26 protein-coding genes, 1 tRNA gene and 5 pseudogenes are annotated in these 26339 nt (G+C 59.5%); 12 read left to right on the forward strand and 20 right to left on the reverse strand.

The features are described 5' to 3' along the window. Window positions 1-226: 226 nt before the first annotated feature. Together N8E89_RS07305 and aroA are read right to left on the reverse strand one after the other, a co-directional pair. Complete coding sequence (locus tag N8E89_RS07305) at window positions 227-589, reverse strand: hypothetical protein (RefSeq protein ID WP_106662273.1); 363 nt, start codon at window positions 587-589, stop codon at window positions 227-229. A gap of 9 nt (window positions 590-598) precedes the next feature. Continuing rightward, window positions 599-1955 (reverse strand): annotated as a pseudogene (gene aroA, locus N8E89_RS07310) (3-phosphoshikimate 1-carboxyvinyltransferase). Window positions 1956-2183: 228 nt separating this feature from the next. Between aroA and N8E89_RS07315 the strand changes: the two are divergent. Then, window positions 2184-2571: pseudogene (locus tag N8E89_RS07315) on the forward strand (TIGR02300 family protein). 193 nt (window positions 2572-2764) lie between these two features. Then, window positions 2765-2840 (forward strand) — tRNA-Ala (locus N8E89_RS07320). Between the two features lie 52 nt (window positions 2841-2892). On the opposite strand, the gene N8E89_RS07325 is transcribed toward N8E89_RS07320, so the two are convergent. Next, window positions 2893-3219 (reverse strand): hypothetical protein, encoded by a 327-nt coding sequence (locus tag N8E89_RS07325; protein ID WP_106662275.1) that lies wholly within the window; start codon window positions 3217-3219, stop codon window positions 2893-2895. A gap of 132 nt (window positions 3220-3351) precedes the next feature. Continuing rightward, window positions 3352-4125: an NIPSNAP family protein gene (locus N8E89_RS07330; protein WP_262261596.1), complete on the reverse strand. Its 774-nt coding sequence runs from the start codon at window positions 4123-4125 to the stop codon at window positions 3352-3354. A 97-nt stretch (window positions 4126-4222) separates the two neighbouring features. On the opposite strand from N8E89_RS07330, the gene N8E89_RS07335 reads away from it, so the two are divergent. Beyond that, a complete protein-coding gene (locus N8E89_RS07335; protein ID WP_106662277.1) occupies window positions 4223-4831 on the forward strand; it encodes a TetR/AcrR family transcriptional regulator in 609 nt (202 codons plus the stop codon). On the opposite strand, the gene N8E89_RS07340 is transcribed toward N8E89_RS07335, so the two are convergent. Continuing rightward, window positions 4828-5733 (reverse strand): LysR family transcriptional regulator, encoded by a 906-nt coding sequence (locus N8E89_RS07340; RefSeq protein WP_262261598.1) that lies wholly within the window; start codon window positions 5731-5733, stop codon window positions 4828-4830. The two genes, N8E89_RS07335 and N8E89_RS07340, sit on opposite strands and share 4 nt — an antisense overlap. A gap of 126 nt (window positions 5734-5859) precedes the next feature. On the opposite strand from N8E89_RS07340, the gene N8E89_RS07345 reads away from it, so the two are divergent. Both N8E89_RS07345 and N8E89_RS07350 read left to right on the forward strand, forming a co-directional pair. Further along, window positions 5860-6600, forward strand: a complete 741-nt coding sequence (locus tag N8E89_RS07345) for an SDR family oxidoreductase (RefSeq protein WP_262261600.1) — start codon at window positions 5860-5862, stop codon at window positions 6598-6600. A gap of 40 nt (window positions 6601-6640) precedes the next feature. Continuing rightward, a pseudogene (locus N8E89_RS07350) lies at window positions 6641-7544 on the forward strand (SDR family oxidoreductase). Between the two features lie 75 nt (window positions 7545-7619). On the opposite strand, the pseudogene N8E89_RS07355 reads toward N8E89_RS07350, so the two are convergent. Beyond that, window positions 7620-9501: pseudogene (locus N8E89_RS07355) on the reverse strand (DUF882 domain-containing protein). A 379-nt stretch (window positions 9502-9880) separates the two neighbouring features. Here N8E89_RS07355 and N8E89_RS07360 point away from each other — a divergent pair. After that, on the forward strand, window positions 9881-10831 hold the full coding sequence (locus N8E89_RS07360; RefSeq protein ID WP_262261602.1) for a DMT family transporter: 951 nt from the start codon (window positions 9881-9883) through the stop codon (window positions 10829-10831). A 17-nt stretch (window positions 10832-10848) separates the two neighbouring features. On the opposite strand, the gene N8E89_RS07365 is transcribed toward N8E89_RS07360, so the two are convergent. The 4 genes from N8E89_RS07365 to N8E89_RS07385 all read right to left on the reverse strand — a co-directional run bounded on the left by N8E89_RS07365 (window position 10849) and on the right by N8E89_RS07385 (window position 12406). Next, window positions 10849-11097, reverse strand: a complete 249-nt coding sequence (locus N8E89_RS07365; protein ID WP_315975683.1) for an SRPBCC domain-containing protein — start codon at window positions 11095-11097, stop codon at window positions 10849-10851. 223 nt (window positions 11098-11320) lie between these two features. Further along, the gene (locus N8E89_RS07375; RefSeq protein ID WP_262261605.1) at window positions 11321-11662 is read right to left on the reverse strand and encodes an ArsR/SmtB family transcription factor; all 342 of its coding nucleotides are present in this window, start codon (window positions 11660-11662) and stop codon (window positions 11321-11323) included. Between the two features lie 62 nt (window positions 11663-11724). Beyond that, window positions 11725-11919 carry a glutathione S-transferase gene (locus N8E89_RS07380; protein ID WP_106662284.1) on the reverse strand — a complete coding sequence of 65 codons (195 nt, stop codon included), beginning with the start codon at window positions 11917-11919 and terminating at the stop codon, window positions 11725-11727. A gap of 25 nt (window positions 11920-11944) precedes the next feature. Further along, entirely contained in the window at window positions 11945-12406 is a 462-nt protein-coding gene (locus N8E89_RS07385) for an OsmC family protein (protein WP_106662285.1), read from the reverse strand. A 106-nt stretch (window positions 12407-12512) separates the two neighbouring features. Here N8E89_RS07385 and N8E89_RS07390 point away from each other — a divergent pair, with 106 nt between their 5' ends. Both N8E89_RS07390 and N8E89_RS07395 read left to right on the forward strand, forming a co-directional pair. Continuing rightward, window positions 12513-13295 (forward strand): SDR family oxidoreductase, encoded by a 783-nt coding sequence (locus N8E89_RS07390; protein ID WP_262261607.1) that lies wholly within the window; start codon window positions 12513-12515, stop codon window positions 13293-13295. Between the two features lie 143 nt (window positions 13296-13438). Then, a pseudogene (locus tag N8E89_RS07395) lies at window positions 13439-13612 on the forward strand (type II toxin-antitoxin system PemK/MazF family toxin); the annotation flags it as partial. Window positions 13613-13945: 333 nt separating this feature from the next. Here the strand turns inward: N8E89_RS07395 and N8E89_RS07400 are convergent. Next, window positions 13946-14632: a response regulator gene (locus N8E89_RS07400; RefSeq protein ID WP_106662286.1), complete on the reverse strand. Its 687-nt coding sequence runs from the start codon at window positions 14630-14632 to the stop codon at window positions 13946-13948. Further along, window positions 14629-17307 carry an ATP-binding protein gene (locus tag N8E89_RS07405; protein ID WP_106662287.1) on the reverse strand — a complete coding sequence of 893 codons (2679 nt, stop codon included), beginning with the start codon at window positions 17305-17307 and terminating at the stop codon, window positions 14629-14631. Before N8E89_RS07405 ends, N8E89_RS07400 begins: the two co-directional genes overlap by 4 nt. 259 nt (window positions 17308-17566) lie before the next feature. Between N8E89_RS07405 and N8E89_RS07410 the strand changes: the two genes are divergently transcribed. After that, window positions 17567-17860, forward strand: a complete 294-nt coding sequence (locus N8E89_RS07410; RefSeq protein ID WP_106662288.1) for a Dabb family protein — start codon at window positions 17567-17569, stop codon at window positions 17858-17860. A gap of 66 nt (window positions 17861-17926) precedes the next feature. Here the strand turns inward: N8E89_RS07410 and N8E89_RS07415 are convergent, their stop codons facing one another. Next, window positions 17927-18826 (reverse strand): methylated-DNA--[protein]-cysteine S-methyltransferase, encoded by a 900-nt coding sequence (locus N8E89_RS07415; RefSeq protein WP_106662289.1) that lies wholly within the window; start codon window positions 18824-18826, stop codon window positions 17927-17929. Window positions 18827-18902: 76 nt separating this feature from the next. Further along, the gene (locus tag N8E89_RS07420; RefSeq protein ID WP_162707177.1) at window positions 18903-19397 is read right to left on the reverse strand and encodes a DUF2244 domain-containing protein; all 495 of its coding nucleotides are present in this window, start codon (window positions 19395-19397) and stop codon (window positions 18903-18905) included. A gap of 34 nt (window positions 19398-19431) precedes the next feature. Here N8E89_RS07420 and nth point away from each other — a divergent pair, with 34 nt between their 5' ends. Beyond that, a complete protein-coding gene (gene nth, locus N8E89_RS07425; RefSeq protein WP_410010346.1) occupies window positions 19432-20256 on the forward strand; it encodes an endonuclease III in 825 nt (274 codons plus the stop codon). Here nth and N8E89_RS07430 read toward each other — a convergent pair. Then, entirely contained in the window at window positions 20248-20964 is a 717-nt protein-coding gene (locus tag N8E89_RS07430) for a sulfate transporter family protein (protein ID WP_106662292.1), read from the reverse strand. The two genes, nth and N8E89_RS07430, sit on opposite strands and share 9 nt — an antisense overlap. 164 nt (window positions 20965-21128) lie before the next feature. Between N8E89_RS07430 and N8E89_RS07435 the strand changes: the two genes are divergently transcribed. Beyond that, on the forward strand, window positions 21129-22121 hold the full coding sequence (locus N8E89_RS07435; RefSeq protein ID WP_106662293.1) for an adenosine kinase: 993 nt from the start codon (window positions 21129-21131) through the stop codon (window positions 22119-22121). 6 nt (window positions 22122-22127) lie between these two features. Here N8E89_RS07435 and N8E89_RS07440 read toward each other — a convergent pair whose 3' ends face one another. The 5 genes from N8E89_RS07440 to hrcA form a co-directional block, all read right to left on the reverse strand. Next, window positions 22128-22517, reverse strand: coding sequence for a type II toxin-antitoxin system VapC family toxin (locus N8E89_RS07440; RefSeq protein ID WP_106662294.1), 390 nt, complete (start codon window positions 22515-22517; stop codon window positions 22128-22130). Next, the gene (locus N8E89_RS07445; RefSeq protein WP_106662626.1) at window positions 22514-22783 is read right to left on the reverse strand and encodes a type II toxin-antitoxin system Phd/YefM family antitoxin; all 270 of its coding nucleotides are present in this window, start codon (window positions 22781-22783) and stop codon (window positions 22514-22516) included. Before N8E89_RS07445 ends, N8E89_RS07440 begins: the two co-directional genes overlap by 4 nt. Window positions 22784-22859: 76 nt before the next feature. Then, window positions 22860-23513, reverse strand: a complete 654-nt coding sequence (locus N8E89_RS07450; RefSeq protein ID WP_106662295.1) for a trimeric intracellular cation channel family protein — start codon at window positions 23511-23513, stop codon at window positions 22860-22862. A 115-nt stretch (window positions 23514-23628) separates the two neighbouring features. Beyond that, window positions 23629-24342, reverse strand: a complete 714-nt coding sequence (grpE, locus tag N8E89_RS07455) for a nucleotide exchange factor GrpE (RefSeq protein ID WP_106662296.1) — start codon at window positions 24340-24342, stop codon at window positions 23629-23631. Between the two features lie 74 nt (window positions 24343-24416). Further along, a complete protein-coding gene (gene hrcA, locus N8E89_RS07460) occupies window positions 24417-25487 on the reverse strand; it encodes a heat-inducible transcriptional repressor HrcA (RefSeq protein WP_262261614.1) in 1071 nt (356 codons plus the stop codon). Window positions 25488-25612: 125 nt separating this feature from the next. On the opposite strand from hrcA, the gene rph reads away from it, so the two are divergent. Further along, window positions 25613-26329, forward strand: coding sequence for a ribonuclease PH (rph, locus tag N8E89_RS07465; RefSeq protein WP_106662298.1), 717 nt, complete (start codon window positions 25613-25615; stop codon window positions 26327-26329). The last annotated feature ends 10 nt before the right edge of the window (window positions 26330-26339 follow it).

The raw sequence follows: 26339 nt of genomic DNA on the forward strand, positions 1-26339 counted from the left end.
CGAAGGCGAAGCCGCCGAGTGTCGTGAGGATCGATTCCAGCCAGCCGGGCAGGACCGTGGCAAGGTTTTGCAGCAGAGAATCGATGGCAAAAATCAGCACGAACTGGAAGACGAACAGCCAGAACAGCAGTGCAAACAGACCGAAGCGGACTCTGAGCCCAAAACGTTCGATCGCATAGGGAACGGCAACGACGACAAACGATGTCAGCAGAAAAAACATCAGTCCCTAGCCCTCTCGCTCATGAACCCTGGCCCTCTTGCCCATGATAAAGCCTATGCCGTACCCGGCAATCGACCCGAACGCCGGCGGCAGCAGCAGAAACTGATAGGGCATCCATGCGCTGGTGCCCACCGCCTCTGCATTCAGTGCACCGGATTTTGCGCTTTCAGAGACGTTCCACGCATAGAGGAAGATCAGCAGCAAAGGAAGCAGCACCCGCATGATCGTGCTGGTTTTGCCCGGCCATGGCCGTGGTGCCTTGCTGGCGATGGTTCCCGTATAGGCGCTCCGTCCTGCCCAGACGATGAATGGCACGCTGGACATCGTATACAGGAAATACACGGTGAGAACCGGAACCAGCGCGCTCATGATATGCTATCAGCTTGCAGCGCCGTGTTCGGAAATCTCCGCGCCCATCCCCGCCATCATGTCCATGAACTCTGGAAAGCTGGTGGCGATCATGGTCGAGATCGTCGACGCTGACGGGCTTTTCCGCCGCCAGGCCCATGACGAGAAAGCTCATGGCGATGCGATGATCGAGATGGGTCTCGACAGTACCGCCGCCAATGCCCTTGCCATCCGGGCGGCCGCGAACGCTCAGGGTCTCCGGGCCTTCCGTGCAATCGACGCCATTGGCCTTCAATCCATCGGCAACGGCGGACAGGCGGTCCGATTCCTTGACGCGCAGCTCTTCGAGCCCGTTCATCACCGTTTCGCCCGTGGCAAAGCTCGCGGCCACGGCCAAGACCGGATACTCGTCGATCATCGATGGCGCGCGATCGGCGGGCACATTGACGCCCTTGAGCTCCGACGCACGGACGCGCAGATCGGCCACATCCTCGCCGCCGGCAAGACGGGCATTGAGGATCCCGATACTGGCGCCCATTTCCTGCAATGTCAGGATCAGGCCGGTGCGCGTCGGGTTCATCAGCACATTGCGAATGGTGATGTCGGAGCCAGGCACCAGCAATGCCGCCACCAGCGGGAATGCTGTGGAAGAGGGATCGCCCGGCACGTCGATCGTCTGGCCCGTGAGCCTGCCCTGTCCTTCGATGCGGATATGGCGGACATTATCCTTGTCCGTTTCGACGGAAAGATTGGCGCCGAAGCCCTGCAGCATTTTTTCGGTATGGTCGCGCGTCATTACCGGTTCGATGACCGTGGTGATGCCCGGCGCATTGAGGCCGGCGAGCAACACGGCGGACTTGACCTGCGCCGAGGCCATGGGCACACGGTAGGTAATGGGGGCGGCAACCTTCGGCCCGCGCAGTGTCAATGGCATGCGGTCACCCTCGGCGGCCGTAACCTGGACGCCCATTTCGCGCAAGGGATCGAGCACGCGGCCCATGGGCCGCTTCGACAGCGACGCATCGCCAACGAACGTGGTTTCCATGGCATAGGTCCCGACAAGGCCCATGGTCAGGCGTGCGCCGGTGCCGGCATTGCCGAAATCGAGCGGCGCCTCCGGCTGCAGCAGGCAGCCATTGCCGGTTCCCTGGATGATCCAGATATTGCCGTCCTTGCTGATTTTGGCGCCCATTGCCTGCATGGCGCGGCCGGTATTGATCACGTCCTCGCCCTCGAGCAGGCCCGTGATGCGCGTCTCGCCGGAAGCAAGGCCGCCAAACATGAAGGAGCGGTGCGAAATCGATTTATCGCCGGGAATGCGGATATCGCCGGAGAGCGCCCTGGAACGGCGGGCGGTGGCGGGTTTTGGCAGCGCTGAGTGGGACATGGGCAGGGTCAATCGCATTAAAAGGTGGTCATCGGGATGCGGGGGCGTTGGTAACACAGCTTGCCGGTGCGGTCATCTTGCAATTGCAAGCTTTTTCGCTTTGACAAATGCGCTGAATTGCGTTTATGGGACCTCAAATCCATTTGATGAGTACTTGCATAAACGGCTGGTCGATGAGAGACCTGAATGTTAGCCGAATGCAGGCGCAGCCAAAAGACGAGGCAAAACGTGGCAAATCCAAAACTTGGCACCAAGCGAGTTGACCCGGAAACCGGGCAGAAATTCTACGATCTGAACCGCGATCCGATCGTTTCACCCTATACGGGCAAGAGCTATCCGCTCAGCTACTTCGATCTCGACTGCCGGCTCGGCGCGCGAAGAAGAGGAAGAGGTCGAGACCGAAGAGCTGGACGTTGCTCTGGAGAAGCCCGAATTCGTCGCACTTGAGGATGCCGATGGCGACGTCGACAGCGACGTGCCGGATATCGGTGACGATGATGTCGAGGTCGATGACGCCGACGACGATGACACCTTCCTCGCCACTGACGAAGAAGACGAAGACGACGACGTCACCGACATTCTCGGCGGCGGTATCGGCGACGACGACGAGAATTGAGCCTGAACGGCGCGTGGTCCCCGGGTCGTGCGCCGAATAATCCTGTTCGCTGAAAATAACCCGCGAACGGGACTTGATCTTCACGGCGGCGGGAGATATGTACCCGCCAACTTCGGATAAGCGGGGCAAGGTTCCAGACCTTGCCGCACAGTTTGCCGGTTTACCCGGTCCGGCCATTTCGGCCGATTGGAATGGGGCCATAGCTCAGCTGGGAGAGCGCTTGCATGGCATGCAAGAGGTCAGCGGTTCGATCCCGCTTGGCTCCACCAACCTACAAAAATCAATCGCCTGGAAAAGAAAAAATCCGTGTCTCGGCCGGGTTCACACCTTATACCGTTCATGCCGCTCAAACCCCAAAGGCCGGGCAGTACCTGTTGCCTTGTATAGGCCATTCCCTTCATGGTCGCTTCCAATGAGCACCCGAAGCGATTTTCCGTCATCTATGCTGTCGATGACGTCATCGATCGCCAGTTTGATCGCTCTCAGCGTCTTTTTGACGTTGCGCCGAAAGTCGGGCTGGCTCCTGTCGCGCGCGTAGAGATCGATTGTGACGCTATCGTCTGACACGCCAATATCGCGGATGAGGACCACGGTTTCCAAAGTTGCGTCCGCGGCGAAGGCTGTCCAGGGGTTTTCATCGAGTTGCATGGCCGTTCCTCCTTCCTGAAAAGCTACTCCCGGGAGGAACGAGCCGCAACTGGGCTATGCGGCCGCCCTCGCGCAGGATCCCGGGATCGAAGTATCGCATCAAGCGGACGTGTGGACAGAACAGGACGTCTCCTACCTCATCAACGATCTCGCTGTCGGCGCCAACCGCGCAATGACCGGCGGGGCGATGAGATAGTGCTCAAGCTGCTTCTGGGCGGAAAGCCAAGCGGAATTGCCGGCGAGGGCGCTGGTGAAATCGGCATGGGCGGCGGCGTTGTCGAATCGCGAGAAGACAACAACGACATTCTCTCCGAGGCGAACAGGCAGGCGCGGGAAGGTGTTTTCACCATGCTCGGAGGCGAAGAGGCCGATGCGGTCCTCGCCCGCTGCCTGAAGAACCGGCCACAGCGTTTCGCCATAAAAGGCCAGGAAGCCCGCTTCGGCGGGCAACGCGAGCTTGTAGGTCACCGCCTGGAAGATCGCGGGCGACTGATGGTTGGCGTTGCGGCCCGGCCGTTCGGCCGGAAGCATGAAGCCGTCCGCATATTCCGCTGGATGCAGCAGCAGGACATCGTCCGAATCGATCATCGTGGCGTTGGCGGTATTTCGGTGCACGCCCCAGACTGGGCCATCATAGAAGGCGGTCAGCGCGGCGCGGCGGGTATGCATGTCATCGAACCCGCGCAGCCAGACAAAGGCGTCAGGATCGTCCATATCTCGGAACTGGCCGATGATCTTCATGCCGCAGGATTCCTGGCCTTCCAGAAAATACGCGTCGAACACCGCGATCAGACCGTCACGGCGCCCGGGGTGCAGCGTGTAACGGCGCAATTCCGCAATCGGGCTGTAGCGGCGGGTTTCGCTGGCTGGTGCAATGCCGGTCTGCGGGGCGGTTACATGCATCATATCCTCCATATGAAAAACAAACGGGTCGTCCTGTTTTAAATAAGACCGGTTGTCCTGTTTTGTCAATTTGATATTCTGTGGCGAGGCGAGGTGAACGATGACTGACGACAACCATCCGGTTAAGCCCAAACGCATCAACAATCCGCAGGCCATGCGCTCGCGGATTCTCGATGTGGCTGCGGATCTGTTCCAGCGGTATGGCTACAACGCGACGAGCGTGCACGACGTTGTGCGCGGCGCGGCGGCAACCGGGGGTGCATTGCATCACCACTTCGCCACCAAGAAAGCACTTGGCCTTGCCGTCATTGCCGAAAGAGTGGCGCCTGAAGTCGATGCGACGGCAATACGGCCCATAGCCACCGCTTCCTCGGCAGCGGCGGGTATTCGCAATGTATTCAACGGCGTGGCCGATACGCTGGAGCGCAATCGCGCTGTAACGGGCTGTCCTCTCAACAATCTTGCCCTGGAACTGTCGCTGGCGGATGCGGATTTTCGCGAAGCCGTGAATGGCGTCTTCGAGCGGTGGCGGCTGGCCCTTTCGCTTCGCTTGCACTCCGACAGGCCGGAGATGGATTTGTCGCGGGCCCACGATCTCGCCACGCTGATCGTCGCAAGCTATTCCGGTGCCATGGCGATGGCCAAAGCCAGCCAGAGCGCCGAGCCGCTGCGGGCATGCGCGGTGCAGCTTGAAACACTGTTGGGCTAAGTTGCCACTCGCCCCTGAGCCTGCGCAAAAATTCCGGTGAGCCAATCGGCGAAAACGCGCACGCGGGATGAGAGCTGGCGGTTTTGCGGGTAGAGCACCGAGACGCTCATCGGCGGAGGCGGGCAATCCGGCAATATGACGCGCAGCTTGCCTTCCGCCAGCTCGGCGGCAATGCGGTAGCGCGGCACCTGGATGAAGCCAAGGCCGGCGATCGCCGAGGCCGTATAGACATCGGCGCCTGTCACCGCGACGAGTCCCGGCAGCGTCACCAGTTTCAAGCCTTCACTGGTGTTGAATTCGAGCGGGTAGGGCCGGCCGGTCGTGCTCGACACATAGTTGACCGCGAGATGTCCGGAAAAATCTTTCCAGTGCTTCGGTTCGCCGTTTCGTGCGAGATATTCGGGACTGGCGCAGGTGACCTGTTCCATCTGCGCAACCCGGCGACCGACCATGGATGAATCCTGCAGATCACCGGCACGCAGCACGCAGTCTATGCCTTCACGCACGAGATCAACCAGACGGTCGCCCTCGCCAATGCTGAGTTCAAGTGCCGGATAGCGCGCAAGGAAGGCGGGAAGTGCAGGAATGACGAAATGCCGGGCAAGGGTGCCCTGCAGGTTGACGCGCAGCAGGCCCTTCGGCGCAACATCGCGAAACGAGCCCTCCGCCTCGTCCATATCGGCAAGGAGCCGCAGACAGCGATTGTAATAGGCTTCGCCGTCAAGCGTCGGGTTAACCTGACGCGTCGTCCGGTCGAGTAGCCGCGCGCCCAGGCGCTCTTCCATACGCTGCATCGCATTGGTGACGGTGGCGCGGGGTATGCGCAGATCTCCGGCGGCTTTGGTGAAGCTGCGCCGCTCGACGATCCGCACAAAGATCTGCATCTCCTGAAAGCGATCCATCGGTCAAACCTGCCTGATCGATTGTTAGCAAAAATCGAATAGTGATGCCGGGAATTGGATAATTATCCGCAATTTTGTTTGGAGCATAGTGCGGTCATTGTCAACACGGACACGGAGTTCAGAACAATGACACAGGCTCAACAGCAAGTTGCCATCGTAACCGGCGCTGCTCGCGGCATAGGTGCCGCCATCGCACGGCGCCTTGCCTCAGACGGTTTTGCCGTCGTGATCAACTATGCCAGCGGCTCGGCGGAGGCCGACGTGCTGGCCGGAGAACTCGAAAGCGCCGGCTACAGGGCCATAGCAGTCAAGGCGGATGTATCGAGGCCGGACGATGTCCGCGCCATGTTCGAAACCGCGGAAGCCACACTCGGCAGGATCGACGTTCTCGTCAACAATGCCGGCATCATGAAGGTCATGCCGCTGGCGGAGACGAGTGACGCGGTCTTCGCACAGACATTCGCAATCAACGTGCAGGGCACGTTCAACACATTGCGCGAAGCTGCAACGCGCATGAACAATGGCGGGCGGATCGTCAATTTCTCCACGTCGGTCGTTGGCACCAACCTGCCCGGCTATGCGATCTATGCCGGTACCAAGGCGGCGGTCGAGACCTTCACCCGCGTCTTCGCGAAGGAACTGCGCGGCCGCAATATCACCGTCAATGCGGTGGCTCCCGGCCCGATTGCCACGGAGCTTTTCCTCACTGGCAAGAGCGATGAGTTGATCCAGCAGTTCAGCAAGGCCGCGCCGCTCGAACGTCTCGGCCAGCCTGAAGACATCGCCAATGTCATCTCGTTCCTCGCCGGTCCGGACGGCGGCTGGGTCAACGGCCAGATCCTGCGGGCCAATGGCGGCCTCGTCTGAAAACCCTCCTCCAACCGCAAAAGTTCAAAGAAGGAACAGGATCATGAAATCAGTTGTCCTCGTTACCGGCGCCGGAACCGGCATTGGCAAGCTCACCGCCGAGGCCCTCGCTGAAGCCGGTCATGCCGTTTACGCCAGCATGCGAGACCTGGATGGCCGCAATGAGCAGCGTGCCGGCGAGATGCGCGCTTGGGCCAAGGCCAGGAATGCCGATCTCCGCCCGCTCGAACTCGACGTCCTGTCGCAAGAATCTGCGGACGCTGCAGTCGCAACGATCGTCAGCGAGCAGGGTCGTCTCGACGTCGTCATGCAGAATGCCGGCCATCTGGTCATCGGCCCGACCGAAGCCTTCACGCCGGAGGAAATCGCCAGGGTTTTCGATATCAATGTCCTTGGTGCACAGCGGGTCAACCGGGCAGCCCTGCCGCAGTTGCGGGCGCAGGAATCCGGCCTCATGCTTTGGATCAGCAGCACGACAACCAAGGGGGGCTTTCCTCCCTTCATGGGTCCCTATGCTGCAGCAAAGGCGGCGATGGATCTCGCTCGCCATTACCTTGTCCTACGAACTTGCGCGCTTCGGCATCGAGACCTCGATAGTGGTTCCGGGTGCCTTCACCAGGGGAACATCGCATTTCCCGACAGCCGGCAAACCCGCCGACGAAGGGCGCGCCGCGGCCTATGATCGCTATGACGGGATCATGGACCAGGTGGGCGAACGGCTGAGTGCACTGACACCTGACGACGCGGATCCGAAGGCTGTGGCGGATGAAATTGTGCGTGTCGTCGGTCTGCCAGCGGGTTCGCGCCCGGCCCGCTCGATCGTCGACTTCGTCGGCGATGGCGCCAGCGAGGTCATTGAGCTTGCCGAAGAAGTGAGGATTGATTTTGCCCGCCGCATCGGTATCGCCGATCTGCTACAGGCGAAAGTGATGCGCAAGGCCTAGAGCAACAACAGAACCTGTCGTTGAAGAACAATACCGGCGGCTCCTGCCTGAGCCGCCGGTATCGCGATTGATTGGTTACATGCCGCTGGTGGGGTTGAACTTGGCGATCTGCATGAATGTGACGGCCTTGCCGGTGAATTTGTTGGCATTCGCCACCGGCAGCACCGGCTGGAATCCTGCCGTGTAGACAGTCGTCGGCGCCTTGCGCATCGAGCTGTTACGCAGGACCGCGGGTACCACAGCAGGCGCCGTCTCCGCGACCTGCTCGGAGGATAGCGCCCGATCCGGAATTTCGGAGGCCGCCTGGATGACTTTGGGGCTCTGGCCCTGCACGACCTGCCGGTGCGGCTTTGCTTTCTTCGCCGTCGTCATTACGCCGCTGTCGAGCATGGCAGCCGGATCGCCCTTGGCTTCGAGCATGGTCCGGCGCAGGGATGGCTGCGGCCCGGCCGAAGCTACCTGCACGTGCTGCTCGGGTTGTAGACGTCCTCCGGACGTACCAGTCACGGTCGGCAGCGGTTCCGCGGCGGCGACAGCTTCGCCGTGCTCGGCATCCGACTGTGCGATGATCGCTTCCGGCGTCAGGCTCTCGTCTGGAACCGCAATGACGTCCCCGACCTCGGTTGCTGGGTCCGGTGCGGCAACGGGGCGTTGGCTGGGGACAACCGATGCAACCATCATGTCGTTGCGCTTGGGCTTGTCGAAGGGGACGGGCACGAGCGCATTGGCCATCTCAGGTTGTGACTGGGAAGGCGCAGTATCCGGATCGTCGACATTGGCGGCGATCAGATCGCGGATCGCACCGGCACTATCCTGCGGACGGGGAGCGGGCACGGCTACCGCCGCATCGTTCTGGGCCAGCGCATTGAGCGTGGGCGCATCAAGTGCCGATGGCGCATCCGGAGCCGGTGTCGGCGTGTAGTCAGGACGGCGCAGAGGTACGGGTATGGCGAAGGCGAGCGCTGCATTGTCTTCAGCGGTAAGCTCGACGGGGGCCTCAGGGCGTGGCGCGGTCAGGAGTTCAGGGGCATTACGCGCCGGAAGTTCGGGCGCGATCGTTTGCGGTTGCGCACGCGCCGTGGTTGGCGCTGGTGCTTGCACAGGAGCTGGCGCGGGCAACGCCGCTGCCGGGGCGGCACCTTCGCCGGATTCCTCCGCTACCGGCGCCGGTCTCGCGGCAACACTGCGCGACGGCTTCGCCGCGGATGCTACAGCAACTGAGCTTTCGCTGGTATCTTCTTCTTCATCGGCGCCGCCACCAAAGAGAATACCGAAGAGTGTCTTGCCGCTGCGCCCCGAACGCGAGGACGAACTGGCGATCTGGATCGAGCCGCCACTGCGTTTGCGCGATTCGTATGCGGCGACCGCCTGCTCATAGCCAGGCAATGGCTTGCCGTCGGACGGAACGTGAATTGTCTTGCCGTCCGGGAACACGGTCAGCAATTCCCTGCGGCTCAAGCGCGGCCAGTGACGGACATTGCCGACATCGGTATGGATGAACGGCGAACCGGACCGAGGATAGTAGCCGACGCCGCCCGCCTCGAAGCGTAAAGCCGTGTTGCGAAGTGTCGCAAGTTTCACGCCCGGCAGATACCAGTCCATCGCCTTGCCGAGCATGTGCTGGCTTTTTCCGGGCGACCCCGCGCGAACGCGAACGCAGCATGGAATTCGTGGCGGGGGAACGATAGGCGGAAACGACGTGAATATAATCCCGGCCGCCAGCCTTGGTATAGACTTGCCAGACCAGATCGAACAGGCGGGGATCCATCTTGGTTGGTTCATTGCGGCGCCAATCGCGCAGGAACCGGTTAAGCTTGTTCAAACCGTCCTGCTGGTAGCGGCCATTCCTCTTGAAGGTGATTTCAGCACGTTCGTTGGTATGAACAAAATAGAGTCTCAGTGTCCGGGTTTCGGCGAAAGCGCCGGCGGAGGAAAACAACATCGATACAAAGATCATGAGGGGACCCAACCAGCGGGCACTTAGAAGGGAAATCCCTTTCAATCTGCCGCTCTGCGCATGACTCATGTTTGACAATGTCGTTCCAATCCTGACCGTTTTCCAACCCCCGAATAGCCGGACTATCCGATTTATTGGTTAATGACCACTTTATCGATGCGCAAAAGCATCAGGTTTGAATGTCAATGAATGCGTCCCCAACGACGTCAATCTACCTAAAAGGACAATTTCAAGTCGAGATTATGGCTGAAATTGCAGATAGTTGAGCAGGAAAAGCGATTTATGAACTGTTTTTGCTGTTCTTTGCATTTTTCGACTGGATCGGGACAAGAAAATACCTCAAAGCAAACCCAAAGCAGCCTGCTCCAGGAAACGCCCGATGACCGCCATTCCGGCAAGCATTTCGAATACCGCCGCAGCATCGGCGGCGCGCAACGGTGTGTTGCTGATGCTGCTCGGCATGCTGATGTTCGCGTTGAATGACGTGATGGGCAAATGGCTGGTGTCGACCTATTCGGTCGGACAGGTGGTTTTCATTCGCAGTGTCGCGGCATTGATCGTGCTGGCGCCCTTCATCTGGTTCAATGGGCCGGAAAAGATCGTGCAAGTGGACCGGCCCCAGCTGCAGGCGATCCGCGTCATCCTTTCCACAGCGGAAGTCTTCGCTTTCTATTTCGCGGTCGTCTATCTGCCGCTTGCCGATGTCATGACCTACTGGCTGGCCGCCCCGATCTATGTCGCTGCGATCTCGCCGTTCTTGTTGAAGGAACCGGTTGGCTGGCGGCGCTGGAGTGCGATCGTCGCCGGTTTTGCCGGCGTCGTCATCGCCCTGGAACCGTCTTCGCAGGCTCTGACGCCGCAAGCTGTCATTTCCATCCTCGGGAGCATGGCCTTTGCTTTCCTGCTCGTGCTGGGCCGGACGCTGCGCGGCACGCCGGATACGACGCTGGTGTTCTGGCAGATCGTTGGCGCCGGACTTGCCGGTCTGGTTTGGGTGGGTTTCGAATGGACGCCAGTGAGCCCGCGCGATCTTATTCTGTTGGGCCTGCTCGGGGTCGTGGCGATGCTCGCGCATGTGCTGGTCAACAGGGCGTTGAAGCTGGCGGATGCCGCGACGGTGGCGCCGCTGCAATATACGCTGCTCTTCTGGGCAATCCTGTTCGGCTGGCTGGTCTTCGGCGACGTGCCGCGCCTGTCGATGCTGGCCGGCTCCGGCTTCATCGTCGCATCGGGTCTCTTCATCTTCTTCCGCGAACAGCAGCTGAAGCGTCAGGGCCGTATCAAAACGCCCGCAGAGACGGTCGTTGCGGGCTCAGGCGACAGCGCCTGAACCCGCAGCGCATCTGCTCAGGCGTTGACCGGCGCGCCGGTCAGGGATGCACCCAGTGCGTCGAGCAGGTCTTCTGTCCCTCTCCTGCGCTGTGAGGGATCGTCGAATTCGTCGAGATAGGCGCCTTGCTCGGTGAGTTTGAACCTTGTGCCGCTGCCTTCCGGCGTCAGCTCGATCGTTGCCAGCGAAACGGAGATCCGCTTGTCGCCAATATGCATGTCGTAGCTGTAGACGATACGTTCGTTCTCGATAATGTCTTGATAGATCGCGTCAAACCGGTGGCTTGAGCCTTCGGCCGGCGCAGCACGCTGTTGGTCTCGCGTCCGCCGACGCGAAAATCCATCTCATGATGGTTGGTTCCCCACTCCGGAGGTCCAACGAACCATTTTTCCTTGGCCTGCTTGTCGCTCAACGCAAAGAAGACCCGCGCAGGTGCCGCCGGATAGCTGCGTTCGATGACGAACGTGTCGTGCACAACAGATCTTTTGGTCATTGGTCTACCCTTTTTTTCTGTTCGGCGAGAAAGTCGCCCAGCCTGTCAAGGCGCAGCTCCCAATTCTTCCGCCGGTCCATGATCCAATCCTCGGCCGTTTGCAACGCTGCCCAATCGATATGGCAGGTACGCACACGTCCGACCTTCTCCGATCGCACAAGGCCGCTCGCTTCCAGAACCTGCAGATGCTGCACCACCGCCGGAAGGGACATGGTCAGCGGCTTGGCAAGTTCACTGACCGAAGCCGGTCCGCGACTCAACCTTTCCACCATGGTCCGCCGTGAAGGATCCGCGAGGGCCTGGAACATCAGATCAAGTGGAGTTTGTTGGTTAAGCATGTACTTAAGTATATTTATCCGAGGGAATTGTCAATCGCCTTGGCACCGTATGCCACCAGCGCCTAAACCGCTTCGTGCCGGGTGTGTGCAAGCGCAGCCTCGAAGTGGCTGACAGCCTTCTCGAATTTATCGCGGCAGCCGGGATTGCAGAAGCCGACGACTGCGCCGTTGTAGAGGGTGAGGCTATCCTCCCTGATGGGGTCGCCTGACCAGGGACACGTGGTGTTGACCGCATCGCTGAGCTTGAGTTCAGACATTTCGTTTCCTCCTTATCCGGTTGGTTCAAACCGCCTCCACTGTGATTTCAGTAAGAACGGAATTGGCGATGAAACACTGTTCATGCGCGTCATGGTGCATGTGTTCTTCGGTCATGCGATCGGGCGCAGCGCCGGCATAGGTCACTTGCGGTTTCAGCGTTACCCGGCTGACATAGAGTTTGCCGCTGTCATTCTTGGCCAGTTCGCCTTCGGCCGCGTCCCGGTATTCGTCGATCACAAAACCTTTCTTCGCCGCACCGGACAGAAAGAACAGCATATGGCAGCTGGAGATCGAAGCGACGTAGGCCTCTTCCGGATCGACATTCTCCGGGGTGGAAAATGGCACGCGGACAATATGCGGGGAAGAGGAGGCCGGTACTTCGGCACCGCCGTCGAACTGCCAGATATGCGCGCGGCTGTATTTGTTGTCGATGAAGGCTGTGCCTTCCGGCCGCGTCCACAGGACCGTCGCTCCGAATGTCGTCATGTTGCTCATTCCCGACTCTATTGTGCTGATTTGATCAACCGGAGCTTGTCAAAGCGTAGTGGAATTGTCGATAACAGAGCTCGACAAAAGAATCGGCGAGGACATCATGGATCTGGGTATCAAGGGTAAGCGGGCCATCGTCTGCGCGAGTTCAAAAGGGCTTGGCCGCGGTGTTGCGGAGAAACTGGCGGAAGCCGGCGTTGATCTCACACTCAACGCACGCACCGAGGAGACGCTGCGCGAGACCGCGAGTGAGATTGCCGGCAAATACGGGGTCAGGGTGCAGATCGTCGCCGAAGATGTGACCACGGAAGCCGGACGCCAGGCACTTCTCATGGCAGAGCCCCAGCCGGACATCCTGATCAACAATGCAGGCGGTCCGCCTGCCGGTTTCTGGTCGGATTGGGGCGAGGAAGAATGGCTGAAAGCAATCAACAATAATATGCTGACACCGATCCTTTTGATGAACGCCATCTTGCCGGGAATGATCGAACGCAAATGGGGACGGGTGGTCAATATCACGTCGGGTTCGGTCAAATCACCCATCGCCCAGCTAGGGCTCTCCAATGCTGCTCGCAGCGGGCTGACCGGCTTTGTCGCCGGAACCGCGCGGCAGGTGGCGAAACACGGTGTGATCATCAACAATCTTTTGCCGGGATCGCACGATACGGATCGCACGAAGGGCTTCATCGAACGGACCGCGACAGCAAAGGGCATTTCGATCGCGGAGGCACGGGCCGAAGCCCATGCGGAAAATCCGACCGGACGTTATGGGACGGCGGAAGAGTTCGGCGCGGCCGCGGCATTCCTGTGCAGTCAGTATTCGGGCTTTATTGTCGGCCAGAACCTGTTGCTCGACGGCGGGGCGTTCAACTCGACGCTGGGGTAGGCGGGTCGTTGACAACTTATACTTAGTTCTCAATTGACGTTACTCGACCAACCCGACAGTTTATTGGGATGGGTATCAGCGAGCATCCAATACAAGGCAGCATAGTGAGCGTCCATTACGGCGAGGGATTCAAAGAACCGGAGATGGTGAAAACGCGGCTGGCCGTCGTTCTGACGCCCAGAATTAGCGGACGACCATTATTGTGTACCATTGTTCCTCTAAGCTTGAGTAACCCTGAGCCGCCGATGCCATACAATGCCCGCATAAATATCCCATTCATGCTTCCTGAGAAATGGGGCAATCAGGAGCGGTGGATTAAAGGCGATATGGTGAATGCTGTAGGCTTTCATCGAATTGATTTGCTAAGACTTGGCAAGAACAAAGTGGGTAAGCGCATCTATCAGACCACCGCTTTGCCAGATGAGTTGTTCAAACTCGTTAGGCGATGTGCGCTTCGTGGTTTGGGGTTTTCAGCCTTGACAAGCATCTGTGAGGGCCCATTTTTGTGGAGTTTGCGGCTCTGCTCATGTCATCCGCGTCTAAGACCCTACCAAGGGCCACCGGTCAGCATAGACGAAACCAAGTCTGATGGTCGGTGCCGAGTTAAACAAGGCCCCGCTTCGGCGGGGTTTTTGTTTAGGCAACACTCCTCACTCCGCGATAAAACGATAGCCAACGCCAGCTTCGGTGCGGATGAATTGCGGATTGTTCGCGTCGTCCTCGATCTTGGCGCGAAGCTGACCGACGAAGACCCGCAAATATTGCAGATCTTCCACATGCGCACCGCCCCAGACCGAGGCAAGAAGCTGGCGATGCGTCACGACCATGCCAGCGTGGAGGACGAGATGCACCAGTAACTGGTATTCCTTGCGGGTGAGGTGCACTTCCTCGCCGTTCCGCGTGACAATGCGCTTGGCCATGTCCACGACAAGTCCATTGGCTTCGAAGCGCGACGGCACGCTCGTACCGGCTGCCTTCTGGCGAAGCGCGCTGCGGACACGCGCCAGCAGCTCACCGATGCCGAATGGCTTCTCGACATAATCATTGGCGCCAAGATCGAGTGAGACAATCTTTTCCGTCTCGCGGTCCCGCGCCGACAGGACGATGATGGGCACTTCGGAAAATGCCCGCACAGTCTCGATGACGTCCTTGCCGTCCTTGTCGGGGAGGCCAAGGTCGAGAATGACCAGATCGGGCGCGCTGGTAGCGATCAAACGCTCCGCTTCGGCACCGGTGGATGCCAGGATGACCTCATAACCCGAGGCGGTGAGTGCCGGGTTGAGAAAGCGCTGGATCTGCGGTTCGTCATCGACGACGAGGATACGATGCTGGTTCATGCCGCCTCGCCCGTGGGATTGGCGCGCGGGAGCCGGACGATAAACCGGGTTCCGCGCTTGCGGATGGCAGGGCTTTCCGCCTTGATTGTCCCGCCCATGGACTCGACGAAACCACGGGCAATCGAGAGCCCCAGTCCCGTACCGGCCGCGCGGCCGTCACCTTTGACACGCCGGTAGAATTTGTCGAAAATCTTGTCGAGATCCTTGGGTGGAATACCCTTGCCCTGGTCGGTCACGCTGATCGCTACTTCCGTATCTTCCTGCCTTGCATAGATGGCAATCGGACCATCTCCAGCATATTTCGCGGCATTGTCGAGCAGGTTGAACAGGACCTGGCCGAGCAGGGACGGATCGCCATTGACGGCCGGAAGATCGGGAGCGATGCTGATCTCGATGGCAATTTCCGGCTTCAGTTTCTTCATGCGCTCGATCGACGAGACGATGACCTCAGCGGCATCAATCGGAACGTTCTTGACCTTGAGTGTTCCGGCTTCGATGCGGGTCATATCGAAGAGATTGGCAACAAAACGGGTGAGGCGCCCGGCCTCTTCCTCTATGGAAAGCAGCAGATCGTCGCGGCCGTCCGGTTTGATGCGATCGCCGAGCTGACGCAAGGTGGTGACGGCACCTGTAATCGATGCAAGCGGCGTCCTCAGATCGTGCGACAGGGAAGAGAACAGCGCCGTGTGGAGTTTCTCGCTTTCCTGCAGGGCTGTAGTCTTGGCATTTTCACGCACGAGCTGCGCGCGGTCGATGGCAATGGCTGTCTGATCAAGGATCGCGATAAGCATCCGATCTTCGTTCTCGGTCAGCGGCGGACGATCCTGCATGAACAGGCCCAGGACGCCTGCCACACCATGCGATGTGAGAATGGGCAGAAACTGCCAGTCGATCAGCGGCAATGTCGCCGTATCGTGGCCCGCGCGTTCATTCTTTTCGAACGCCCAGCGAACGGCCGTCATATCCGTGCCATCGAGTGTCAGGTCTGGCGGCCAGGCAGTCTGCGTCGACAGGTCTCCATCGCCGGGCAACAGGATGGTAACGCCCGTGCCAAAGGTCGAATGCAGCTGTGTAGCGGTCGAAAACAGGACGTCGTCGAGCCGGGCCGTACCGGAGAGCTTGCGCGAGAATTCATAAAGCGCCTGCGTATTCTTCGCCTGATTGCGCGAACGGGCAACCTGATCGCGCAAGCGGCCGGCAAGATCGCCGATCATCAGGGCAACAGCAAGAAATATGACCAGGGAGAACAGCTGATGTGGCTTGGCGATGCTCAAGTCGTGCAACGGTTCGAGGAAAAAGAAATTGTAGAAAACAAAAGACAGGCCCGCGGCAATGACGGCAGAAAGCCGGCCGCTGATCATCGCCGAGAGGATCACGGCGACAAGGAACAGCATGGAAAGATTCTGGGTGTGAACGATATCGCTGACGCCGAGGCCGAGCAGTGTCGTCATACCAGTGGTTATGACGGGGATCGCAATTGCCGCCGCAAGCTCACGCCGCGACCGCTTGCGCATGGAAGGCGGCTTATAGGCGCCACCCTGTTCTTCACCCGTGACGATATGAACGCCGATATCGGTAAAGCGCTTGATGATCTCGTCGGGCAGGGAACGCCGGAAGGGATTGGCAAATCGCCGGGATTTGGGGCGCCCGACAACAATCTGGGTGACGTTCTCCCGCCGTGCGATACGGAAGATTTCCTCGACAAAGTCTTGCGCGATCACACGGCGCGTTTCCGCGCCGAGACGCTCGGCGAGATCAAGCAGTTCGTCGATGCGTTTGCTGGTCTCCGCACCGGCGTCACTGGTCTGCGTGAGCGAAACCACCAGCCAGCGGGCATTCAGCCCTGAAGCCAGGCGGCTTGCGGTGCGAACGACCTTGTCGGACAGACTGTCGGGACCAACGCAAACCAGCAGGCGCTCGCCCGTCGCCCAAGGCCCCTCTATCGCACTCTGCCGCAACAGATCGATCATCTGGTCATCGACACGATCGGCGGTGCGCCGCAACGCCAGTTCGCGCAGAGCAGTCAGATTGGCCGGCTTGAAGAAGCCTTCGGCCGCCCGCTCGGCGTTGCCGGGCAAATAGACCTTGCCCTCTTTCAACCGTTCAATGAGTTCCGCCGGCGGGAGATCGACAAGCAGGACCTCATCTGCCCGCTTGAGGACCGTGTCCGGCACGATCTCGCGCACGGTGACGCCGGTAATGCTGGTGACGAGATCGCTCAGGCTTTCCAGATGCTGGACGTTCATCGCGGTCCAGACGTCGATGCCCTGCCAAAGCAATTCCTCGATATCCTGATAGCGCTTGGGATGACGACTGCCGGGTACATTGGTGTGGGCGAGCTCGTCGACGACGAGCGTTTTCGGTTTGCGGGCTATTGCCGCATCGATATCGAATTCTTCCAGCGCCCGGTCACGGTAGGTGACCCGCCTGCGGGGCACCACTTCGAGCCCGTCGAGCAACTTCGCCGTCTCGGCGCGGCCATGGGTTTCCGCGATGCCGATGACGATATCCTCGCCATCCTCTTTCAGGCGGCGTGCGCGCAACAGCATCGCATAGGTCTTGCCGACGCCGGGCGCCGCACCCAGAAATACAGTCAGCTTGCCGCGCGTTTCACGGGCGGTAAGTTCGAGCAATTTATCGGGATCTGGTCGATTTCTTTGACCGTGATCGGCCATGGACGCCTCAAGTTGTTCATACCGCCGGCCGATATCCGGCCGGGCGAGAACGTTTAGCCCAGCTTGGCCGCAAATGCCAAGGGCGGATCGGTATCGTTGCCGAATTCACCGCTCGCATCAAGCTGCGACAGCGCATCTATTGACGGAAGGGGGCTTCCTATGAAAAGTCCAGCACGATTGTCGCGCCGCGCATCCTTCGGGACGCGCAAAGGGCGCCGTACACACTCTAATATGTGCCAAATCAGCAGGAAGTCAGAACGTGATCCGTCATATTGTATTCTTCAGTGCCCGCAACAAGGAAGATGTCGAGGCGATCGCCTCTGGCCTGAAACGGCTTGGCGAAATTCCGCATTCGACAGTTTTCGAGGTCATGCAGAATACCAAGACCGATCCGATTTCCGGCGAAATCGACGTGGTCGTGTATGGTGAATTCAAGGATGCCGAGGCACTGGCCGCCTACAAGGCGCATCCCATCTACAGCGAGACGACCGCGGTGGTCCGCCCCTTGCGCGAGCTGCGTATTTCCGCCGACGTGGTTTCGACGCTGAGCTAGAGACACGAACAGCCCGGCAAATTGCCGGGCTGTTCAAGATCGTGCTCGGGAAGACGCGGTGCGGCGTCAGCCCGCTTGGCTTATCTCCGCCCCCGCGCTCAACTGACCTGCTTCCCAGCCGAGAATTGCCCGCTTGCGGGTCAAACCCCAGTGGTATCCGGTCAGCGCGCCGGACTTGCCGACTGCGCGATGACACGGCACGACAAAGGACACGGGATTGGCACCGACCGCGGCACCGACCGCGCGCGAAGCATTGGGCGAGCCGATATCCGCGGCAATATCCGAATAGGCGACGCATTTGCCCATGGGGATCTTGAGCAGGGCTTCCCAGACGCGCAGCTGGAAGTCGGTGCCGATTGTGACGACCTTCAGGGGCCGGTCCGCACGCCACTCTGCCGGGTTGAAAACGCGGGCCGCATAGGGGGCGGTTGCGGCGAGATCTTCCACATAGGTAGCGTTCGGCCAGCGCGACGTCATATCGGCAAGCGCTTCACGCTCTTTCCCGGCATCGGCAAAGGCAAGGCCAGCCAGCCCGCGGTCCGTCACCATGATCAGAGCCAATCCGAATGGCGAGATGAGGAAGCCATAGCGAATGGTAAGGCCCGCGCCGCGTGTCTTGTAGTCGCCTGGCGACATGCCCTCGTGGGTGACGAAAAGGTCGTGCAGGCGGCTTGGTCCGGAAAGGCCTGTCTCGTATGCGGTTTCGAGCAGCGGCATGCCCTCATCCAGCAGACGGCGCGCGTGGTCGATTGTCACCGCCTGGAGAAAACCTTTCGGTGAAAGACCCGCCCAGCGGGTGAAGAGCTTTTGCAGCGCCGTCGGCGACAGTCCGGTATCGCGGGCTAGCGTCTCGAGCGACGGCTGATCGCGATAATCCTTGCTGATGCGCTCGATGATATGGCTGACGATCGCATAGTCGTTGCCGGTCGGGGTTATGTCTTTCTGAAGTATGGCCTGTGGTTTCATGGGTTTTACCTCACTGTTGAGGGTATATGACCACTCCAGAGGTTCCTTCGCCACCCGATTCTTGCCGGTGCCGAAATTACCGGCCTTTGGCCGTTGCCAGCGCCACCTGAAAGGCCGAAGCGAAGCTTTCGCGGTCGTCGGGATTGAGAAAGGAGCCGATGGTTACGGCCTTGCCCTGTCCCTCGACGCGCATCGACGTGATGCCGATTTCCGCATGGCGGGCGACACTGAACCGAGTCCAGAACGGGTTGAATTCATGGAGTTTTGTCCGGCCGGACGCGCCCACCTGGCGGATTTGCAGGGCTATGCGCGACACGGTCACCTCTTCATGAATCTTTCCCGAAGCGTAGTTCAGGCGGAAGGCAATGTAGACGATCAGGACATCGAGGCCGAAAAAGCCGAAGACCGGCCAGGCGCCGATCGACAGAAAAAACAGGCCGGTGAAGAAGCTGCTGACGCCGAGCGCACCCATCAGAATGAGGAAACCCTTCTGGCCCAGCGACCGGTGTGGCACAAGAAGCGCGCGGAAGATTTCTTCCTCGTTTATGGCCGCCGGGTCGATCGGGTTCATTGTTTGGCTCATGGCGTTTGAGTATAGAGGGAGCATGGAAAATCCCAAGCCCAAAATTGATCAGGTCAAAGCAATTTCAGGAAAGGCGGAAGCTCGTTTTTCGTCCGGAATTGCGGAAACAGAAGGTGTGGCCGTTGCCAGGCCCGCGAAAGCGCGCAACGTTGGCGGTACACGCTATACGGCGGCAGAAATCCATGAAATTTTCCGTCGGTTTTCGGTTCAGCGTCCGGAACCGAAAGGGGAACTCGAGCATGTAAACCCCTTTACCTTGCTCGTTGCGGTCGTCCTTTCCGCCCAGGCAACCGACGCCGGTGTCAACAAGGCGGCGCGGGCTTTGTTCAAGGTGGCCGACACGCCGGAAAAGATGCTGGCATTGGGCGAGGCCAACGTCGGCGACTATATCCGCACGATAGGCCTCTGGCGCAACAAGGCGAAGAATGTCATCGCTCTGTCAGAGGCGCTGATCGATCGATATGACAGCGTGGTTCCGGATGATCGCGACGAGCTGGTCAAGCTGCCGGGAGTTGGCCGCAAGACGGCCAATGTGGTGCTCTCCATGGCGTTCGGCCAGTCGACCATGGCGGTCGACACCCATATTTTCCGTATCGGCAACCGGCTCGGGCTGGCACCGGGCAAGACGCCGGAAGAGGTGGAAGCGCGTCTGATGAAGGTCGTTCCATCCGAGTACCTTTACCACGCGCACCATTGGCTGATCCTGCACGGCCGCTATGTCTGCAAGGCGCGCAAGCCCGATTGCCCCGCCTGTGTCATTGCCGATATCTGCAAGGCCGCGGAGAAAACGTCGGAAATCCCCGCACCGCTCGTGCCGCTGCCGCCGCAGGTCATTGACCTAGGGTAGCGCTGCCGGGGGCTCTGACCGCGTCACGGCCTTGTGCAGGTGCACCATCATGGCGGCAGCGAACAAAGGCGTGAGCAGGTTGAGGAGCGGGATCGCCATGAAGGCGGCGATAATCAGCCCGGCCAGGAATACCATCGTCGAATGTTTGGAGCGGAGCGCCTTGGCCTCGAGTTCCGGGCGAAAGCGCATCGCGGCAAATTCGAAGAATTCCCGGCCGAGCAGATAGCCGTTGACGACAAAGAAGGCGATGATGTTTACGCCGGGAATGAGCAATAACAGCAATGCCACGATATTCCCGATGATGACGACGCCCATGAACTTGACTGAAAGAATGAAAGAGCGCACGGCGGGAAGGGGAGCGCCCTTCGGATCGAGGGGATAGTCCTCCTTTTCCACCAGTTCGGCCACATCGTCGAGAAACAATCCGGCGACGATCGCCGTAACCGGCGCAATCAGCAGTGCCAGGCCGAGGGCAAGGCCCAAACTGGCAAGAATACCGGCGATCAGGCCGAGCCACCCCGTCCAGGAAGGCAGGTCCGGCATCATCTGGTCGAAAAAGGGCAACGCCAAAATTTCGAACAGTTCGCGCAGACCGAACCAAACGCCGATCAGCAGCAGAATGGTCATTCCGAGTGATTTCCACAGAACCGCGCGGAACTCCGGACGGAACAGATGACTGGCCGCAGCGCGGGCACTTTCAATAACCATTTGTACGCTCGATCTCCAGGGCTACGAAGTACCGGACATAGGGGCGCTCGTCCCCAGGGACAAGCGGATGCACGAAAGAAGGGGTAGTCAATTGATCGCTTACGCGCTAGAGCAAAGGCAAAACAACCGCCAAAAGGTACGGCCAATTCAATCCCGGAGTTTTCATGTCCAGCTATGACGTGCTTTGCATCGGCAACGCCATTGTCGATATCATTGCCCGCACCGATGACGATTTCATCGTCAAGAACGGCATCATCAAAAATGCAATGAACCTGATCGATGCCGACCGGGCGGAATTTCTCTATGAACGCATGGGACCGGCGATCGAAGCCTCAGGCGGCAGTGCCGGCAACACCGCAGCGGGCGTCGCCAGCCTTGGTGGACGCGCTGCCTATTTTGGCAAGGTGGCGGACGATCAGCTGGGACATGTCTTCACCCACGATATTCGTTCGCAAGGTGTCGCCTTCGACACACGCGTACTCGCTTCGCCGCCGCCAACCGCTCGCTCGATGATCTTCGTGACGCCGGACGGCGAGCGTTCGATGAACACCTATCTCGGCGCCTGTGTCGAACTTGGACCGGAAGATGTGGAAAGTTCCAAGGTTTCCGAAGCCAAGGTGACTTATTTCGAAGGCTACCTCTGGGATCCGCCGCGCGCCAAGGAAGCAATCCGCCTATCGGCGAAAATCGCGCATGAGCACAAGCGCGAAGTCTCGATGACGCTGTCCGACCCGTTCTGCGTCGACCGCTATCGCGAAGAATTCCTCGACCTGATGCGCTCGGGCACTGTCGATATCGTCTTTGCCAATGAGGCTGAGCTGAAGTCGCTCTATCAGACGCACGATTTCGAAAAGGGACTCGATCTGATCCGCAAGGATTGCAAACTGGCTGCAATCACGCGCTCGGAAAAGGGCTCGGTCGTTGTATCGAAGGACGAGATGGTTGCCGTGCCGGCAATAGAGATTGCCGAACTGGTCGATACGACCGGCGCAGGCGACCTCTATGCCGCCGGATTCCTGTTCGGTTATACGAATGGCCGCACGTTGACCGATTGCGCCAGGATTGGTTCGTTGACGGCGGGTCTGGTTATCCAGCAGATCGGTCCGCGTCCGCAGCTCAATCTGAAGCTCGCGGCGGAACAGGCCGGATTGCTATAGCAAGGTTCACTTGATTTTGACCGCCATTGGATGGGCGACCAGCGCACGATCAATCGTGACAAGGCGCAAGTCTTCCACCTGACATTGCGCCAGCAAGAGGCGGTCAAAAGGATCCCGTGTTAACGGTTCGGGCTCAACTGCGATCAGGGTGTGGTGCTCGTTGATCGGAACAAGTTCTACTCCCATGTCCGTTAGCAGACCAGGCAACGTCTTGAGACCGGGAGTAAGCTGAAGCTTTCCCAAGCGCCATTTGATCGCGATTTCCCAAAGACTGGCCACGCTCGCATGGAACTCCCCTGCCGGGTCTGCGAGCAAGCTCCGAATGCCGGGCGTAAACTTCTCCAGCTGCTGCTCGAGAATGGCCAACAGAATATGAGTATCCAGCAACACTCTCATGCGTCTGGCGGCAGCGGGTAAAGGAGAAAATCTTCCGGTAATGGGTCGTCGAAGTCGTCCGCGATAAAGGGGACGATCGTCGTGATCCCGTGTATTTTCTTGAATTCGTCAATCGCCTCCAGCTGCAGCCCCTTTCCGGGCTTGTGCGGAACAAGATCAAAAGCCGGACGACCATTGCGTGTCACCACAATGGTTTCGCCTTTTTCCACCTGGCGGGCGAGTTCCGTGAGGCGGTTCTTTGCGTCTCGGATCGATACAGTTGTCATGTGAGAATAGTGGCCACATGCAGCCATTTTGTCAAGTTGCGATGCTTCACCCAAGCACAGATGGTGCCCGGCAAGTCTACTCCGACCGGATATAGCCCTCGCGCTTGAGTTCCTCGGGCGTGCGGCCGGGCCTGTGATAGGTGGGCAGCGCCCAGCCGAAATAAAGCGCGCCGCCACGCACCGCAAATGCGGTGAGTGCAGCGGCGAGTGCCGACAGTTCCAGTCCAAGAGACAGAGCGTGCAGAATAATGTAGACGACCGACCCGGCCAGGGCGGCCGTCACATAGATTTCGCGGCGCATCAGCACCGATGGCTCACCGGAAATGATATCCCGAAGGATGCCGCCGAAGGTAGCGGTCATGATGCCGGTGACGACGGCAATGCTTGAATCGAAGCCCAACGCCAGGCTTTTGGCTGCACCCATGACACTATAGGCGGCGAGGCCGACCGCATCGAGCCATAGCAGCACGCGGTAGCGTGACTCCAGCAGATTGGCGGAGAAATAGACGACGATTGCGGCCGCGGCACAGACCAGAAGGTTCCCCGGATCCTTGACCCAGAATATCGGAACTCCAAGGATCAGGTCGCGCAACGTACCGCCGCCGACGCCCGTCACCGCCGCAAGAAAGATGAACGCGATGATATCGAGCTGGCGGCGTGATGCCGCCAGGGCGCCTGTCGCGGCAAAGACGAATATCCCGGCATAGTTGAACAGCTGGATCGTGGTCATCGGCAATTCCCCCTGCGCCCGGATAATGGGCACGATAGAGCATCACCCGCCAAAATGAAAAGAGCCGCATTCCCGGTTAAGGAACGCGGCTCTCAAATTCGACTTGCAGGCCGGATCAGGCGTCTTTTTCCGCCTGCGGATTGATCGGGCCAGGTTCCGGCTGGCCTTCGCCTGCCCCTTGCTTGGGGCCACCCTTGGATACGCCGACCAGGGCCGGGCGCAACATGCGGTCGCCAATGACGAAGCCTGACTGTGCGACCTGCAACACGGTGTTGTGTGGTACGTCAGCATTTGGAATCTCGAACATCGCCTGATGGAAGTTTGGATCGAACTTCTGGCCCAGCGGCTCGATTTTCTTGACTCCGTGGCGTTCCATCGCAGTCATCAGCGAACGTTCGGTCATCTCAACGCCTTCGGCAAGCGATTTGAAACCAGCGTCGCCTTGAGCCAGCGCATCGGCAGGAATTGCTTCGAGCGCGCGCTTCAGATTGTCCGAAACGGAAAGAACGTCGCGGGCGAAATTGGCGACCGAATAGGCGCGCGCATCGTGAACGTCGCGTGCGGTCCGTTTGCGCAGGTTTTCCATGTCGGCGGCAAGCCGCAGCAGCTGGTCCTTCAGGTCGCCGTTTTCGGCGCGCAGCCTGTCGAGCTCGGCCCAATTGTTGGCCTGAGCTTCAATTTCGTCATCCTGGGCCATCGCGTATTCTTCAGCCTTGCGCGATTTGAGAAAATCATCGGCAGCGCGCTTCAGCGCATCTCGATCGCGCGGATTCTTCAGGTCGCGCTGGTCGAGATCGGGTGTGTCGTGATTTTTCTTGTCTTCAGCCATCTATCCTGTCCGTTCATTATTCGTAAGTTGCGCTGGATATCGAGCTTTAGGCCATAAAAATCAAGTGCAAATGACTATCGAAGCAGGCGCGACACAAGCTGGGCCGTATAATCCACCATCGGCACGATGCGCGCATAGTTGAGCCGCGTTGGACCGATGACACCCAGCGCGCCGATCACCCGCTGTTCCAGATCGCGGTATGGCGCGATGACCAGCGACGAACCGGAAAGCGAAAACAGTTTGTTCTCCGAACCGATGAAAATACGCACGCCCGGTCCGGCCTCCGCCAGATCAAGCAACTGCAGTGTACCTTCCTTGGTCTCGAGATCGTCGAACAGATGACGCAGGCGCTCGAGATCGGCCTCGGCATTGACCGATTCGAGCAGATTGCCGCGCCCGCGAACGATCAACCGTGCGGGCTGGCCGCCACCAGCCCCGCCCCAGATGGCAAGGCCCTGTTCAACCAGATGTTGCGACAATGCGTCCAGCGCCTGCTGTGTTTCCTCCTTGAGCCGGGCGACTTCCTGCCGCGCCTCGGTGATGGTGCGTCCCTGAATATGCGCGTTGAGAAAATTCGACGCCTCGATCAATTGCGATGGCGTGACGCCGAGCGGCAGATCGATGACGCGGTTTTCGATATCGCCGCTCTGGGTGACGAGTACTGCCAATGCCTTTGTCGGCTCGAGACGAACGAATTCGATATGCTTCAGCGCACCTTCCGCCTTGCTGGCGAGAACCAGCCCGGCACCCCGCGACATGCCGGAAAGGATCTGGCTTGCCTGGGTGAGCACGCTTTCCGCCGACTGGGATTCACCGGAAGCCCGCACCTGAGCCTCGATGGAATTACGCTCAGCGGAGGAGAGGTCGCCGACTTCCATGAAGGCGTCGACGAAAAAACGCAGTCCAAGCTGCGTCGGCAGCCGCCCGGCCGAGATATGCGGCGCATAGACGAGACCGAGATGTTCCAGATCGCTCATCACATTGCGGATTGTGGCGGGGGAAAGGGACACAGGCAGGATGCGCGACAGGTTGCGCGATCCAACCGGTTCGCCGTCGCCCAGATAGCTCTCGACAATCCGCCGGAAAATATCCCGCGACCGCTGATCAAGCGATTGCAATGTCTCCGGAACCACGGCGTTGTTCATCCTGCCTCATACTTCTGTTCGTTGCCGGCCTGATATAAGCATTATCGGGTCAATCATCAAAGCCTTTGCTTCATTCACCCATCGCGGTTAAAAGGCCGGGAAACAGATCAACAAGAGGTTAGCCCATGCGTCCTTCCAAACGAGCCCCCGACGAAATGCGCGCCATTTCCTTTGAGCGCGGCATTTCCAAACATGCCGAGGGCTCGTGCCTGGTCAAATTCGGCGATACCCACGTGCTGTGCACCGCTAGCCTGGAGGAAAAAGTGCCGGGCTGGATGCGCAACACCGGCAAGGGATGGGTCACGGCCGAATATGGCATGCTGCCGCGCTCGACCGGCGATCGCATGCGCCGCGAAGCCTCTTCCGGCAAGCAGGGTGGCCGTACCCTGGAAATCCAGCGGCTGATTGCGCGCTCGCTCCGTGCTGTGGTGGATTTGCAGGCACTCGGCGAAGTACAGATCACCGTCGACTGCGATGTCATCCAGGCCGACGGCGGCACCCGCACCGCAGCGATCACTGGCGGCTGGGTGGCCCTGCACGAATGTCTGAGCTGGATGGAAGCGCGGCAGATGCTCAAGGTCGAAAAAGTCCTGAAGGACCATGTCGCTGCCATTTCCTGCGGTATTTCCGATGGCACCCCGGTCATCGATCTCGACTATCAGGAAGATTCGACGGCCCAGACCGATGCCAATTTCGTCATGACCGGCAAGGGTGGTATTGTTGAAGTACAGGGAACCGCCGAGGGCGATCCTTTCTCCGAAGACGAATTGCTGGCACTGATGGGGCTTGCCCGCAACGGCATCAACCGTTTGGTTTCGCTGCAGAAAATGGCCGTCGGCTAGAAGACAGGAA

Origin of the sequence: Phyllobacterium sp. A18/5-2 (assembly GCF_025452215.1) — a bacterium.
In the GTDB taxonomy this organism is placed as follows: Bacteria; Pseudomonadota; Alphaproteobacteria; order Rhizobiales; family Rhizobiaceae; genus Phyllobacterium; species Phyllobacterium sophorae.